Origin of the sequence: Sorangium sp. So ce887 (assembly GCF_051521455.1) — a bacterium.
Lineage (GTDB): Bacteria > Myxococcota_A > Polyangia > Polyangiales > Polyangiaceae > Sorangium.
In genome coordinates, this window is record NZ_CP150354.1 from 4,587,733 (window position 1) to 4,602,648 (window position 14,916).

Here is a 14,916-nt window from a genome sequence, read left to right on the forward strand (position 1 = left end):
CCAGGTCGGTGATGCCACGCGCGGGCGGCGTCGGCGCGCTGCGTGGCGGGCACGGGGGCCATCGCGGCGGGGCGTCAGGGGTCGTCATGCAAAGCGGCTGCTACGTCCCCTCCGTTCAGCGGACCGTGAGCGTCCTGGTCGCTATCGCTCCTGAATACCAGAGGGAGACGGTCGCCGTGCCCACGGCTCTGCCCCTGGCGTTGCCGTGGCCATCCACGCTCAGGACAGCCGGGGCCGACGACTTCCACCAGGTCCGGTCGTACATGCTCGGGTCGTTCAGATCCAGGGGAGCCATGCGGAACCCGGTCGAGTGGACGTGCTCGGCCGTGGCAGCGAGCTTCGTCGTGCCTCCCACGCCGAGGGAGTCGACGCTGCTGGCGAGCGAGATCACCGTATGATTCATGACGTAGTCGACATGGTACGATTTGAGCGCCGCGCCGGTGTTCGCACCCGTGTAGGCGGCGAAGTGAAGGTGCTCGGGGTAGCCCGTGGAGCCGCCTATCGTCCCAAGAACGGTCCACGGCGTCACGTAGTCTCCAGCTCTCACGTGGACAGCGCTGGCGTGGAGATACCCGCTCCACCAGCCGTCATGCTCGACCAGGATCGCCTTCGTGCTCCCGCTCCCCGGGGCGACGGCGCCGGCCCAGTCGACGACGGTGCCGTGACCGGCCGCAACGAATGGCGCCCCCTTGTCCAGGTTCGAGCCCGCACCGGTGATGTTCAGGTTGATGTCGACCGCGTAGGTGTCGTCAGCGCCTTCGATCCCACCTCTCGGCTTGTGATGTTCACTCCGATGCTCCCAGAACGACCACTCATGCGCTGTTCTGTTCGATATCGTGCTGCTACCGAGCTGCACGAGCGCACCGAACACCGGGGCGTAGACGGTCGACGGGGGAGCGCCTGCCGATCGGGCAGACATCTCGCGATCGGGCGGGTGCAGTCCCTCCGCCGCGTCCAGCGTGACCGTCCAGTCCCGGTCGAGCTCGGACCGCTCGCTCGGCGCGCTCAGCGTACCGGCTCTGTCGACGCTGTAGATGACGGCGCGGGTCCCGTCCGTCACGTCCAGGAAGTTGTGCGCTGTCTCGAAACAGCCGGCGTCCGTGCAAACCTGGTAATGGTCGACACGCCGGTCGTCGGTGCCGTCGTCGACGCTCCGACTGAAGACGATGCGCACGCGGTCTCCAGCGCGTACCCAGTGGACGCCCGTCGGCGGATGAATCGCGCTGCCGTTCGAGAATCGCTCCGCCATGCTCTCCGGCTCCGCCGGCAGCTGCTCCTGCGACGAGCCCTGCGCAGCGCACGCAGCGACGGAGGCGGCCAGCGCCGCGACCCCGAAGCCAGCAAGGCGCTGCGATCCGCGTCGATTCAGATCGTGTTGGAACATAGTCGTGAGCCCCCTTCTTGGGATGACGTTTCCCTGGTGGCCACGCTGCGTAGAGCCGGCGCGGGCCACGGTCGAAGAATGAACGGGAGCTACGCGACCTGCTTCTTACCCGAGTTCGTCGGAGGAAAACTCGACGAAGCGACAAGGCTGTAGAGACCTCGGTGGTGACGCGCGATACGCCAGGGCAGCTCGTGGTCCTCCAGGAACTTGCTCAACTGATGAATGGCGCGGATCGTCCTCTTGATCCCCGAGGCGTCAGCAGGCAACCCTGCGCACGAGACCAGCGCGTTCACCGAGAGATAGTGCGGGTAGGACAGCGCGAAGGTGCGCCAGAGGCTCGCCAGCGCTCCTGGAAGGTGCGGTAGCGACGCTTCGACCTCCGGCCCGGGCACCTCCCACAGCGCACCTCTGAGCACGAGCACACGGTGCATCGAAGGCATACCGGTCAGGTGCCATCGCCCTGTACTACGATCCAGGACCACCTGGAAGCCAAACGACCTGATGACCTGGTTCGTGCGCGTCTTGAGCACGTTCACCCTGTCGAGCCGCGCGGCGTCGAGCTCCAGGCTCTCCCGCGACTGCGATCTCCATGCCTCGGGTAGGCTGGATGTGTCCTGCGTCGCCAGCAGATCGAGCTCGAATGTCAGCTGTTTCACCTCGTGGATGCTGAGCCCGAGCTCTCCTGCTGTCGTGAGCGACGCCAGCATGTTGGCCTGGCTGCGCGTGATGGTCGCCTCGCGGCTGGTGCTCCGCTCCTTAAGCGTCAGCGTGTGGAGATCGAGCGAGATCTCCTCCTCCGTGGTCGGCTGATCCTCGCCGAGCTGCGTCCCGAGCACGGCTTGCACCGAGAGCTGCCACGGACCCGGAAGCAGCGTCGGGGCGAGTCGGGGCTCCGCTCGCGCCGCAGCGGCGTCAGCAATCTCCGCAACCCGGAGCAGAGCATCCCGCGGATCGCGGCATTCGCTGCAGCGAGACCGCGAAAGGTCCTCCACTGCGGGGTCGAGGTCAGGCGCGAGGAGGAGCGGACGCAGGGATGACCACTCGGGCGATTCCGCTAGCTCGAGCAGCGCGTCGCCGTCGAGGCGCAGCAGGCTCTCCGGATCGAGCCCCAACCGGCTCAGCCGCGGGACGACGAAGGACGGATGCGCCGCCCAGTTGTACGGCGGCTGCTGCTTGGCCGTGAGGGAGCACGCAGGTTGGCGCAGCATCCGAGCAAACCGTCCTGGATACAGCGTGCAGCCTCCGGAGAGCTCCTTGCTGTCCCAGGCGTCGTGCCCGGCAGCACCCATCCTGAGGTAAGCGGCCTGGATCGCGAGCGCCAACTGGGAGAGCTCCCGGGGCGGCCGGGCTCCCCGGAGGTGAGCGAGGCAGGCCAGGAGCGAGCCGCGATCTATCTTGTCTCGGCCGGACTGAAGAGTGCGATCGATGAGCTCCAGCACCCGCGTGCTCGCGACCGAGGTGTCGGCGGTCGTTTCACAGAACTGCCGTACGTCGGCCACGAACCCGACCACCTGGGACGCCGTGTCGCGATGGATCGTCCACCGGTCGGGCAACAGGTGGCGCCAGGCGATCCTCAGATCCTCGAACTCTCGGCGCCGCCGCGTCTCGCTGGGTCTTTGCCGCGGCGCGGGACTGATCCATCCGCCCCGCTCTTGAAGAGCATGGCCGTCCTCGTGACGGCGTATGAGCTCGTCGATGTAGGTCCGTGGGCTCCGACTGGAGGGGTCATCCGTGGTGCCCAGCTTGCCGGCACGAACGAAGGGGGCGAGAGCCTCGAAGGCGGGGAGCGCCAGGCCGTGCTCGACGAGGTTTCTGGGCGGCACAATCACGAGATCGTGTAGAACACACGACAGCCTCAGCTCACGCACGAGCAGCGCGAGGTTGGCGTGTCGCTGCCCGACGCCGCCGCTGAACGGGTCGAGCTCCCCGTAGTAACATATGCTCCTGGTTTCCCGAGCGCTCATGTCGTCCTCCGATCGCGAGCGCTGCGCGGGCAACAAGAGCGCCAAGCAGGACCTGCGCGGGCGCGATCGGGCAACCGCATCTCGTTTCGTCCGGCCTACGGCGCGAGCGGCACCTGGCGTCCGTCCGGCGCGCGCCCGAGTGCCGGAGCGCCCCGGGCGCTCGTATGTGGCACCGTATCACTGCCTGCTCGTGCTCCGGAGGCGCCACGCCCGGTACGAGCCGCAGGCCGCCTCGAACGCGCTGCGCTCGGCGGGGTTCTGGGCGAGCCTCGCCGTCCAGGTGGCGTCGACGAGCGTCCTCTGTGCCGGGGTGAGGCCGTAGCGACGCAGCGTCTCCGGGGCGCGCTCGGGCTCGAGCGCGAGGTCGACGGTGAGCGACGCGTACTGCTCGAGCGAGAACTGGACCGGCCCGCCGGCGGCTCCGTCCGCGGCCTTCGCGGCCGCCGCGGGGGCGCCGGCGGGCGGAACCGGGCGCGAGGCCGGCGCCGACGGGGGCCCGGGGCTCACGAACGGCAGCGGGTCCGCGCTCTTGCCGCCCGGGCGTGCGGCCGCTCCCGGAGCGACGGTCGCCCCGTGATCGACGCTCGCCCTGGGACCGCCTGGCGGCCTCGACGGGGGCGAGGAACCGGCGATGAACGGCAAGATGGGCGACATCACGACGTCTGTCGGATCGACGGTGCTGCCGAAGTCGACGCGCGGCACCGCGGCCGGAGGCGCCTTCGCCTGCGCGATCGCCGGCGATGGCGTGGCCGAGCTGGCCGGAGCGCGCTCGCCCGCCTTGGTGCGGGCCGCCTGATAGCGAGTCACCACGGCCTTCACGCGACCCTGGAGCGCGGGATCGGCGTTGATTCGACCCTGCCAGTACTGGAACGCCTGCGCCCGCTGCGGGGGCGTCAGCCGGTGCTTCTCGCAGAGCTGCGCCTCCGTCATGCCGAAGAGCGTGTGGTCGGCGAGCATCACCGCATACCGCTCGAGCGGGATGGGCGGCGGTGACTCCTCCGCCGGCGCCTGGCCCCGCGGGGCGGGGTCCTGGAACGGCAGGCCGTCCGTGAACGGGACGGCCGCCATCGCCGTGGTCGCGCCCTTGCGAGCCCTCGCCGCCGGTAGGGCGCGCTCCTCGCGCATCGCCGGAGGCGGAGGCGGCTCCACGATCGGGCGCGCGACCTGGGCTGGCACCATCGCGGGCCGCACCCCGACCGGCGGCACCCCGACCGCCGGCACCCCGGCCGCCGGCACCCCGACCGCCGGCGCCTCCACCGCCGCCGCAGCGAGCAGCGGCGACGGCGTCCGCGTCAGGGTCGGACATTCCTCGAGCGGCCCCTCCATGTGGCTCCGGAGCGTCGCGGCGAGCGCCTCGTCCGCCAGGACCCGGTTCGCCCAGCTCGCCTCGAGGCTCGCGTACGTCGCGAGCGGGAGCTCGTGGCGCGAAAGGAACGCGATTGGCTCCGCCGCGGTCACGAAATACCGGCGAAAATGGGCCCACGCGCGCACGTCCGACGCGATGGGCTCGAACGTGGGCTCGAACCGCCGCTTCGCGGTCAGCAGGGCGGTGTCGAACGCCACAAGCAGCTCGAGATCGGAGGCGGCGCTCTCGTCGATCCTCGCCTGCCAGTGCTCCGATGCCCGCTCCCACGCCGCTGCAGGCACGCCGGCGTGAGCGAGCGCCCGCCCCAGGTCGAGCCCGGCCCCGAGCCCGGCCATCACGGCAGCATACGACTCCAACGAGATGACCGTCTCCTGGTTCGACATAAGCCCTCAGCGCGCGAGGCGAGCCAGATCCGACAACGCACCTTCCAGCGTCGCCCCGAACGCATCCCACGCCACCTGCGCCGGTCGGCCGGCCCGCACGAGCAGCTCGTCGGCGCGCACGCGCACGGCCCCGGCCGAAAGATCCGGGCGCCGCATCTCCGCGAGCACCGATCGCGGGGAATGAGGCTCGCCCCCCCGGAGGCGCGCCGCCTCGGCGACCGCGGGGAGCGCCGCGATCGCCGCCTCCCACGCCGCCACCGAGGGCCCCTCGACGCGAGCTCCCAGCGCGGTCACGAGCGCGAAGTGCGCGTCCTCGTCGAGCTCGTCGCTCCCCAGCTCGGCGAGGAGGCGCGGAAACAAGGACGGCAACCCGATCCGCCCCATCGCGTCGAGCGAGCCCGGGGTCGAGGGAAACCCCGCCGCGAGGTCGCGCGCGAGCTCCTGATCGGCCGCGTCGCCCGCGAGCGCGATCACGTCGAGCGCGTGCGGTCCGAGCGCGGCCAGGGCGCGAGGATCCCTCCTCCGCACCCGGTCGAGCGGCTCGAAGTCCCGCTGGAGGATCCGCGCGCGCGCCACCTCGTACGCGAAGGCAGGGACCGCCACGTCGATCCACGAGGCGCGTCCCGGCGCGGGGCGCGCGGCGTCGAGCGGCGCGCGGGCGTCGGGCGGCGTGCGCGCGAGGTACCGCTCGACCGCCGCCTGGACGAGCGGGCTCCGCACCCGCGCCAGCGCGGCGAGCGCCTCACCCGCGACCTCGCCGGGCGGCGTCATCTCCAGCGCGATCCCCGCGAGCACCGGCTGCTCCACGCTCGCCACCCAGCGCCGCGCGCGCTCGCGCAGATCCTCGCTCGGCTGGGTCGCGATCGCCTCCGCGATCTCGAGCACGCCCACGTACGTGGGGAACGCCGAGCCGTCGAGCGACGCCAGCCACCCCTCGAACGCGTCCTCCACGCCCGCCGCGTCAAGGCAGCCGAAGAGGACCGCCAGCGCCCACGCCGCGCCGGGGTGCTCGAGGTCCGCCTCGCCCGCGAACGCGGCGAGCTCCGCGGGCGTCAGGCCGGCCTCGGCGAGCGCGTCGATGTGCGCGAGGAGGCGGCGCGCGACCTCGGGCCGCGCGCAGTGCGGCCCGGCCCGGTGATCGGCCCCCAGCGCGACCGCCCGCTCCAGGAGGCCGGTCCGCACGTGCTGCTGCCACAGCGCCGCGGACAGCCCTGCCGCCCGCCCGGCGTCGAGGCGGACCTCTCCCTGCCAGTCGAGCGCGCCCAGATCCCGCTCCGCTGGCGGCGGATCCCGCCCGGCGAGGGGCGCCGCGGAGACCACCCGCTGGAGCCCCACAGAAGCCTTGCGGAGGCTCATGACCGCTCGTCCCCCACGAGCGCGGCGCCCACGGTCCCGTCGCCCGACCGCGCCCAGGCGAGCGCCACGCGGCCGCCGACCTGCCCGGCGCCGGCCGGCCCGGGGAGGGGGAGCCCGTGCCGCAGCCAGGCCAGCGCGAACACCGCCGACATCAGGCCCGCGGCGCTGCCGAAGAGGCCGATCTGCCCCTCGAAGCTCGGCATCTCGGCGCGCTCGAGCCGCGCATGGTGCCGCACCGACGCGAGATGGAAGTCGCGGATCCGGAGCGGATCCACGTCGAGCGGCCCGACCACCAGCGGCACCGCCGGGCGGAGCCGGAGCGCCGCGAACACGCGCGTGAGCGCGGCGCCGTCCGTGGGCAGATCGTTGTCGTCCCGCGCGTCGCTCTCCGCCGCGGCGTACGAGTGCACCTTGCCCGCGAGCGGCGCGCCCTGACCCGCGCCCGCCACCAGCCGCACCGCGGCCGCGCCCTCCGAGGGGGGCAGGGGATTGCGCGTGAAGGCGGAATAGCGCTGCTCCAGCCACCGCTCGAGGTCCTGCCGCCGGATCTGCGAGTCGACGGCGAGCACCACCACCTCCGGCTCCCTCCGGAGCAGCTCGTGCGCCTCCTGCAGCGCCGGCACGTACGCCGCCGCCCCCGAGCGCCGGCTCACGACGGTGTGCCCCGCGAGCGTCAGGAACCGCGCGACGTCCGCCTCGCCCTCGAGCGCCTCCGGGGGCGCGACGAGGAGGATCGGCGTGCTCCTCGACCCGGGCGCCGCGCGCGCCAGCGCCTGCTTCGCGAGCAGGCGGATCCGCGACGACCACGGGCGCGAGGGGGCGATCCACGGGCAGTGGTGGACGGGGAGGGCCTCCCCGTCGCGCGTCGTGAACGCGCCGCCCGCGTGCGGGTTGACCTCCGCCCGGTGGAAGAAGACATGCTCGCTCGGGCTCAGCCCGAGCGGCGAGACGAGGGAGATCTCCGCGACGCCGAGCGACATCAGCCGGCGTTCTCCTTGCCTGTGTGCTGGGTCTTGCCGTTGATGGTGATCGTCGCGGACTCGAGGGTGAGGCCGCCGCCGTGCACCGAGACCGTGGACGCGCCGTCGCCCACGTCGAACACCACGGTGCCGCCGTCGAGGGTGAGGGGACCGCCCGCCTGGATCGACAGCGCGCCGCTGGCCTTCACCGCGAACTCGGCGCCCGCGTCGAGCCGGATGGCGCCGCCCGCCTTGAGGGTGTGGGCGGTCTTGACGTTGCGCCCGAGCCCGGAGGTCGCCCGCAGGGAGGTCGCCGCCGCGGTGTCCGACGAGGCGGCCATCGTGAGGCGCGAGATGCGGACCGCCGACGTGGCGTGGCTGCCGCCGATCGCGAAGCTCGAGGCGCCCAGGGTCGTCCACTTGAGCGCCCCCGGCGTCTGGATGGCGTGGATCGCGCCGATCACCTCGGTGACCGCGCCGTTCACGACGAGCTTGCGGTGCCCCGGCGCCGCGGCGGCCGCGCCCGCGCCGGCGCCGCCGGGGCCCGCCGCGCCGCCGCCGCCCTGCTGCTCGGCCGCGCGTTGCTTGGCCTGCTCGGACCACGGCGTGAGGCCGGCGCTGTCGGCCGCCGCGACGATGGCGTCGCCGCCGGGGATCCGGCCGGCGACCTCGCCGAGGCCGGTCTGCACCGCGGCCGTCGCCAGGCCGCTCAACCCGCCGTTCCGGTATCCATTGCCCAGCGCCTTGCCCCACGAATAGCCCTTCGTGAGCGCGGCGCCGACCCCGGGGATCTGCCCGACCCCGGCCAGCACCGCCGCCTCGGCGAAGCCCTTGAGGCCGCTGATCGGATCGCCCACCTGCTCGACGAGGTTGGCGCCGATCGAGACGGTCTCGCTCCCCACCTTCGTCGTGCCGGTGGCGTTGATCGTGATGTCCTGATTGCCGCCCACCGAAGCCGTCTGGCGGTCGACGCCGACCGTCCACGCGTTCTCGAGCGACAGCGTCTCGTTGCCGCCGATCTGCCACGATTGCGCGCCCTTGATGTGGATGTTCTCGAACCCCACGGTCTGGTTCTGCATGTCGGCGCCGACGGTGGTCGTCTTGCCGAAGCCGGCGCTCCAGACCATGTGCTGCCGCCCCGCGGCGTCCTCCAGCGAGATCATGTTGGCCTTGCCGCCCCCGGGAGAGCTCACCGTGCCGATCGCGGTCATCGTCTTGTTGGCGGGCAGGCCGAACGCGGGCAGCTGCCGGCCGTTGAAGGAGCGCCCGAGCACGTAGGGCCGATCCGGGTCGCCGTCCTCGAAGCCGACAAGCACCTCCCAGCCCACGCGCGGAAGGAGCATGGAGCCCGGGAGATTGGCCTGCATCACGCGGATCGGGAGGCTCGATGTCCCGTCCCTCGGGCCCCCGCGGTCCCAGGGGAACGTGACGCGCACGCAGCCGGCCGCGTCGGTGTGGATCTCCTCGCCGCTCGATCCGGTCACCGTGGCGCTCTGGATGCCCGGGATGCGCGGGCGCGGGGTGACGCGCGGGAGCCGGTACGGCACGCCGAGCGGGATCGCCCTCACGTGCAGCCTGCCTTCCGGATCACCCGCTCTCCAGGTGAGCGAGGTCTCGACGACGAAGTACTTGCCGCTCGGCGAGACGCCCACCGAGAGCGCGGCGTCGGCCTCGATCTGCACGCCGGGGCGGAGCTCGAGGGCGGTCGTGTCGAACTCGAGGACATCGGCGTCGGCCCGCAGCGCCTCGAGCCGCAGCCGCGCCTCGCGCTGCCCCTCGTCCTCGGTGCGGAACCGGCCGGGCGCCTGGTAGACCTCCACGGCCCTCTCCGGATCGAGGCCGCCCTCGGCCTTCGCCTCGAGCTTCACGGCCGGCTTCGCCGGGTCGTGATCGCGCAGGGCTACCTTGCCGGGGCGGCGCCTGCGGATGTGCCTGGCGGCGAAGGCCACGCGCTTCCCGGGGTAAAGGCCCGACTCGTCGACGAACATCAGCGGATCCGGCAGGACCTCGGGCGCCGCTTCGGACCTGTCGCAGAGGACGAACGCGTCGAAGCCCTCCCTGGGATCGAACCGGAAGTACAGGCCCTCTTCCTCGCAGATCCGGCGAAGGAAGACGTCGACGGTCTCGTTCCACTGGGTGACGTGCTCGCGCTCCGGCGGCGGCTGCGCCTCGTTCACGAAGGCGTCTCCCTGGATGCCGGCGCCGGCGAGGAGCTCCTCCACGATCGCCGCGGCGGTCGTCCTGCGGAACACCCGCGCGTCCTTGCGCAAGGTGAGCCACTCGATGGCCGAGCGGAGGTCGATCGTGTAGAGCCGCTGCGCGCCCGGGTCGGCGGTGGCGACCGCGGCGAGGCCCGCGACGACGCCGTGGTGCACCGCGATCGCGCCGTCGTCGCCGGTGATCTCGATCCGCGCGGGCGTCCCGAGGAAAGCCTCGCCATCGAGCGGCTCGGGCGCGGAGACGTCGACCTCGGCGCGCGTCGCGCGGCCGAGCGCGCTCGCGAGGCGGAGCTCGATGATGTGCGTCGTCGCGGGGGGATCGAGGGAGAGGGTGACGTGCATGGGAGTCAGCCCAGCCTTCTTCGCTCGGCCTTCGGGGGCCGCACGAGGAGCGCGTCCAGCGCGGGACCGAAGCAACGCCAGCCGTGCTGCTCCCGCCGCCAGAGCTTGCCATCGCCGGTGAGGACGTAGCCGATGGCACCGAGCGACCAGCTCGTCTGCCGATCCTCCTCCGCGAAGAGCTCTTCCTCCTGAAGATCGCGGTCGAGCCTGGGCCGCACGCTGTACAGGGGACCCAGGGGCTCCCCGGTCGCGCGGCAATAGACCCTGTACCGGTCGGGGTAGCCCGCCGGAAACGCCGCCTCCAGGCGCGCCGTGGAGACGCCGAGGCGCGAAGGCGGCCAGTGGCCCGCGGCGACGAGCGTATCCCTGGCAAAGCCGGGCGCCACGAGCTCCGCGGCGAGCCGGAGAGCGGTCAAACTGCCGCCGTGGAACGCCGCGCTTACCTGGACGAGCGCGCTCCGCAGCAGCGGCTCCAGGTGCCTGTCGCGCGTCACACGGCTCAGCGCCCACCAGTCGATCAGCCGGAGCCATTCTGCGCTCTGAAAGCGTCGGTCCACCGACCGGAGCTCCTTGAGCGCGCGTCCGAGGGGCGATCTCGGCGAGATCCGCGGCGCGAGCGACTGCACGTGCGCTCGGTACTCCCGGAACGTCCTCGGCCGCGCCACGCCGTCCCATGGGACATCGTCCGTCGTGACCTCATGCGGATGACCGAGCACCCGGCTCCCCTTCAGCACCACCTCGCACTCGCGAGGCCCATACGTGAGGAACTGAACCTCGCAGGGAGGGTCGGACAGCTCGCCGCCCGTGAAGAAGAAGTCCGGGAAGCCAAGCTCCTGGTAGAGCTCGATCTCCGGCGCGCGGCGCGCGGCGAGCTCGTTCATGAATTCGACGGTGGGCTGCGGCAGAAGCATGTCAGTGGCCCTTGTGGGCGATGAGCCTCGCCAGAGCGGCCCTGACCTGCTCCATCCTCGCGGCCAGGGCCCTGTCGCTCGGGGTCCCTGTCGAAGCGCGCTGGATGCCCTCGGTGAGGTTCCGGAGCAGCTGCCATCGCCAGCTCGCGTCGGTCCTCAGCCGCTGGTTCGCGGCGTTGATCTGATCCTGCACCGGTCCGGGCCTCCTCTCCGTGCCGGTCACCCGCTCGAAGGTGACGTTGCCCCTGCCGTCGGTCCGGACGCCCAGCTCGACGCCCGGATTGCCGGTGTAGAAGTGCGTGCCTTTCCCGTCGTTCCAGTCGCTGGTGCCAGCGGAGTGCGGCTGCCAGGGGTCATACGCCAGACCCAGCGGATCCCACGTTTGGGTTGGCGCCCCGCCGAACGCCATCAGGTTCAACCCGCCATGGACGTTGATGGGATCCGGCGAGAGCCATCTTCCATGGGCCGGCTCGAAGTACCGGAACCTCGTCGAGCAGAGGCCCGTCTCGTCGTCGGCGATCTGGCCGAGGAGCCGAAACGGGCTCTCCACGGGCAACGTGTGCGGATCCCGCTCGACCGACACGACGTCGCCCCACGCGCCGTGCTGCGCCCGCCACGCCACGCGCCCGCGCTCGTCCACGAGCTCCGTCGGCGTGCCGACCTGGTTGACGACGACGCCGAACACAGTGCCCTGCTCGACCTGGAGCAGCGGGGTGAAGCTGCCCGGATCGTGGACGTGCACCCGGGCTCGCTCCCCCTGCGCCGTGACGTGCCTCTCCTCGCAGACGACGTCGCCGTCCCACAGGAAATCGACCGACGCCTCCACCGGGGCGCCTCCGCTCGCGCCGCCCGCCAGCGCCGCGTCGAGGGCCGCGCCGTCCCATGCAGAGAGCACGGTCTTCCGGACCCGCCGGCCAAAGGCGTCGTACGTGAAGCGCACCCGCCTGCCGTCGGGGAGGACGACCTCCCTGAGCCGATCCTTTGTGTCCCAGCCGTAGAGCGTCACCTTCTCGCCGCCGCCTCCGGCCCCGCCTTTCTCGATGCGCTGGATGCGCCGGCCGCGGCCGTCGACCAGATAGCGCGCGCCGCCCGCCGCTCTCAGCACGTTCCCCGGGCCGAGCGACCAGCGTTGCGCGAGATCCGGTGATCCAGCGCCGCGCACCGCGCCGACGAGCGAGCCCGTCGGGTCGTACGCGAACGCCTCCCGGCGCTTGCCGCTCGCCGCCTCCAGCAGCTGATCCGCGCGATCGTAGCGGTACGTCGTGGTGGCGCCGCCCTGGCCGTCAGGCCCATCGCTCACCGACGTCAGGCGGCCCGCCGTGTCGTAACCATACCGCCGCCTCACGGCCAGCCGTGCGGCGCCCGCCGCCCCCGCGGAGATCACCTGCTGCTGCACGAGCCGCCCCAGGACGTCGCGGTCCTGCTCGAGCCGCCAGGCGCCGAAGTCGCGGCGCCGCTCCTGGCCCTCCCCGTCGCGCTCAATGGATATCGCTCGTCCCTCGTGCGTGATCCCCACGAGCAGATCGTCGTCGTCATAGCGGTACTCCGTCCGCTCGCCTCCCGGCGCGACGCGCGCCGTGCGCCGGCCGCAGGCGTCGTACTCATAGCGGACGGTGCGCCCGTCCTGGCGCTCGGCGATGACCTGTCCCAGCCTGTCCCGCTCGAGCTCCGTCACCACCTTCGCCGTCGCGTCGGCGCAGACCGCGCGCACGATCCGCCCGAGCGCGTCCCGCTCGAACGTGATCTGCACGTCGGGCCCGCGGTCCTCCACGACATTGCCCAGCTTGTCGTACGCGAATTCCCGCCATTCTCCGTCGGGATGGTCGATCCGCGTGACCCGCCCCCCGCGATCGCGGCGGTACGTGATCAGCCGGCCATCGAAGGTCCGCTCCGATACAACGCGATCGGCGCGGTCGTACTCCAGGCGATAGCGCTCGAGCAGCGCGTTGATGATCTCGACCGGGCGCTCATCGGCGTCGTGCAGGAGGGCGACCACCTGCCCGTCCGGCGGGACGATCTTCGCCAGGTGCCCTGTTCCGCTGTACTCGAAGCGGGTGGTCCTGCCGGCCGCGTCGGTCGTGCTTGTGACGTTTCCCACCGGATCATACGTCACCGTCAGCCGCGTCCCGTCGGCCCGCACCCTGGCGAGCACCTGGCCGAGCCGATCGTGCTCGGTGTGCGTGACATGGCCCGACGCCTCGACCCGCGCCACGGGCCTGCCGAGCGCGTCGTGGCGGTACCAGGTCGTCTCGCCGCGCCCCGAGGTCTCGGACGCGACGTTCCCGTGCTCGTCGTAGGTGAACGTCGCGAGCGTGCCGTTCGGGCCGAAGGCGCCGGCGACGCGCCCGTCCGTGTCGCGCGCCAGGCTGAAGGACGCGCCGGTCGGGAGCGTGACGCTCACCAGCGCGCCGCGGGCGTCGTACCCGTAGCGCGTCTCCAGGCCCGCCGCGTCGACCTGCCGCACCGGCGCGTCGCCCTCGATCTCCCACGCGGTGACGTTGCCCGCGGGGTCGGTCTCCTTCACAAGGTTCCCGCGCGCGTCGTGCTCGTACGTCATCGCCTCGCCGGCGGCATTGCCCCGGCGGATCAGGAGTCCGTCCTCGTCGCGCCCGCGCTCCGACGCCCAGCCGCCGTCGAACGTCTCCTCGCGCACCACGATGCCGTCCTTCACGTGATATCGCCGCGCGCGGCTCGTGCCGTGGGTCCGCACCTCGCCCGCGTCGTCGTCGGTCGTCAGGCGGACGTCGTGCAGGCCTCCATCGCCCCAGGTCCGCACGCACCGGCCTGTCTCCTCGTCGTACTCGTACTGGAACGAGATCCCGTTGCGCGCGGTCGTCTTCACCATCCGGTGCAGGCCGTCGTATTCCCATCGCTTGATGTGCGAGAGCGCATTTGTATGCGAGGCGAGCGTGCCCTCGACGTGATAATCGTAATCGAACCAGGTCTGCAGCGCGGGCGCCCCCTCGCTCCCCGGGGCGCGCGACCAGACCTCGACCCGGACCACCCGGTCTCGCTCGTCGCTCATCACACGGACGTCGCGACCGCAGCTGTCGGAGATGCGCGCGAGCACGCTCCCGCGGTACTCGAGCTCGATCCTGTGGCCGTACGGGTCGGTGATCGAGACCAGCGCGAAGCGGCCGTCCGGCAGCGCGCTGAACTCGCGGACGAGCCGGTCGTCCAGGCTCCGGATCAGGTAGCGCTTGCCGGCCGCGCGGAGCTCGAGCCGCCGGCCGCGGTGAAAGCTGACCTCGTCCGGCGCGGGGACCGCGAAGTCGACGGGCAGCCCCTCGTCGTCGTGGAGCCGGATCACCTGCTCGCCGGGCTGCACCCACGGCTCGAAGGAGTGCACCCAGCCGCCCTTGCCGAGCGCCGTCCGCCGCTTGTGGTAGCCGGACGAGTACGTCCGCCGCCATACGAGCTCGATCGGGCCCGGCAAGGTCAGGTCGACGCCGTCGTCGACGACGAAGCCGGTGCCGACGTCGATCGGATCGCCGACGTTCGTCTGGTTCGCGCGCTCCGGGTGGAACGCTCGATAGTACTCCTCGTTGACCGCGTGCGCCTTCGCGGTCGACTTCGACGCCCGCGCGAGATCGACCTTGTTCAGCAGGGGCACGACCATCTGGGGGGTCTGCTGCTCGGCGGTCAGGACGTTCATGTTCACGAGATCGCCCGTGCCGCACACGTTCTTGCCGGCCGCCTTCACGACCATCGAGCCGGTCCGCATGACGGCGATCTTCGTGTCGGCGTGCGTCACGAGGTCGCCGCCGGCGGTCTTCGACGGCGCGTTCGCGGGCGGATCGACGTCCATCTGGCTGCCCTCGACAAGCGCCTGCGTGTCCCAGATCCAGTAGCTGGAGTTGTGCTCGGTCCCGCTCTTGTTGGCGCTGCGCGCCGTGTACACGAAGGGCGTCGGGACGGGGGGCGCCGGCGGGCTGACCGGGCTGATCGCGCCGGGGGCGACCGCGCCGTGTCCGCTCTTCTTTGTGGCGATCTCCTTCTTGCCGACGCTGCTCATGGTCGCTCCGGTGGGCT

At 72.1% G+C, this 14,916-nt stretch carries 8 protein-coding genes; all 8 read right to left on the reverse strand.

The window, feature by feature from the left end:
• Positions 1-115: 115 nt before the first annotated feature.
• The 8 genes from WMF36_RS17070 to WMF36_RS17105 all read right to left on the reverse strand — a co-directional run bounded on the left by WMF36_RS17070 (position 116) and on the right by WMF36_RS17105 (position 14,899).
• Positions 116-1,384 (reverse strand): M23 family metallopeptidase, encoded by a 1,269-nt coding sequence (locus WMF36_RS17070; protein ID WP_437580664.1) that lies wholly within the window; start codon positions 1,382-1,384, stop codon positions 116-118.
• 89 nt (positions 1,385-1,473) lie between these two features.
• Positions 1,474-3,348 carry a hypothetical protein gene (locus tag WMF36_RS17075; RefSeq protein ID WP_437580665.1) on the reverse strand — a complete coding sequence of 625 codons (1,875 nt, stop codon included), beginning with the start codon at positions 3,346-3,348 and terminating at the stop codon, positions 1,474-1,476.
• Positions 3,349-3,525: 177 nt separating this feature from the next.
• Positions 3,526-5,097 (reverse strand): hypothetical protein, encoded by a 1,572-nt coding sequence (locus WMF36_RS17080; RefSeq protein ID WP_437580666.1) that lies wholly within the window; start codon positions 5,095-5,097, stop codon positions 3,526-3,528.
• Between the two features lie 6 nt (positions 5,098-5,103).
• Positions 5,104-6,453 (reverse strand): hypothetical protein, encoded by a 1,350-nt coding sequence (locus WMF36_RS17085; protein ID WP_437580667.1) that lies wholly within the window; start codon positions 6,451-6,453, stop codon positions 5,104-5,106.
• On the reverse strand, positions 6,450-7,433 hold the full coding sequence (locus WMF36_RS17090) for a hypothetical protein (protein ID WP_437580668.1): 984 nt from the start codon (positions 7,431-7,433) through the stop codon (positions 6,450-6,452). Before WMF36_RS17090 ends, WMF36_RS17085 begins: the two co-directional genes overlap by 4 nt.
• Positions 7,433-9,973 (reverse strand): type VI secretion system Vgr family protein, encoded by a 2,541-nt coding sequence (locus WMF36_RS17095; protein WP_437580669.1) that lies wholly within the window; start codon positions 9,971-9,973, stop codon positions 7,433-7,435. Before WMF36_RS17095 ends, WMF36_RS17090 begins: the two co-directional genes overlap by 1 nt.
• Before the next feature lie 5 nt (positions 9,974-9,978).
• On the reverse strand, positions 9,979-10,884 hold the full coding sequence (locus WMF36_RS17100) for a hypothetical protein (protein ID WP_437580670.1): 906 nt from the start codon (positions 10,882-10,884) through the stop codon (positions 9,979-9,981).
• 1 nt (position 10,885) lies between these two features.
• Positions 10,886-14,899, reverse strand: a complete 4,014-nt coding sequence (locus tag WMF36_RS17105) for an RHS repeat-associated core domain-containing protein (protein WP_437580671.1) — start codon at positions 14,897-14,899, stop codon at positions 10,886-10,888.
• Positions 14,900-14,916 lie beyond the last annotated feature (17 nt).

What these genes read in the sequence shown, in the direction of transcription:
- WMF36_RS17070 (WP_437580664.1), bottom strand. Translation starts at nt 1,384, where the DNA reads ATGTTCCAACACGATCTGAATCGACGCGGATCGCAGCGCCTTGCTGGC.
- WMF36_RS17075 (WP_437580665.1), bottom strand. Translation starts at nt 3,348, where the DNA reads ATGAGCGCTCGGGAAACCAGGAGCATATGTTACTACGGGGAGCTCGAC.
- WMF36_RS17080 (WP_437580666.1), bottom strand. Translation starts at nt 5,097, where the DNA reads ATGTCGAACCAGGAGACGGTCATCTCGTTGGAGTCGTATGCTGCCGTG.
- WMF36_RS17085 (WP_437580667.1), bottom strand. Translation starts at nt 6,453, where the DNA reads ATGAGCCTCCGCAAGGCTTCTGTGGGGCTCCAGCGGGTGGTCTCCGCG.
- WMF36_RS17090 (WP_437580668.1), bottom strand. Translation starts at nt 7,433, where the DNA reads ATGTCGCTCGGCGTCGCGGAGATCTCCCTCGTCTCGCCGCTCGGGCTG.
- WMF36_RS17095 (WP_437580669.1), bottom strand. Translation starts at nt 9,973, where the DNA reads ATGCACGTCACCCTCTCCCTCGATCCCCCCGCGACGACGCACATCATC.
- WMF36_RS17100 (WP_437580670.1), bottom strand. Translation starts at nt 10,884, where the DNA reads ATGCTTCTGCCGCAGCCCACCGTCGAATTCATGAACGAGCTCGCCGCG.
- WMF36_RS17105 (WP_437580671.1), bottom strand. Translation starts at nt 14,899, where the DNA reads ATGAGCAGCGTCGGCAAGAAGGAGATCGCCACAAAGAAGAGCGGACAC.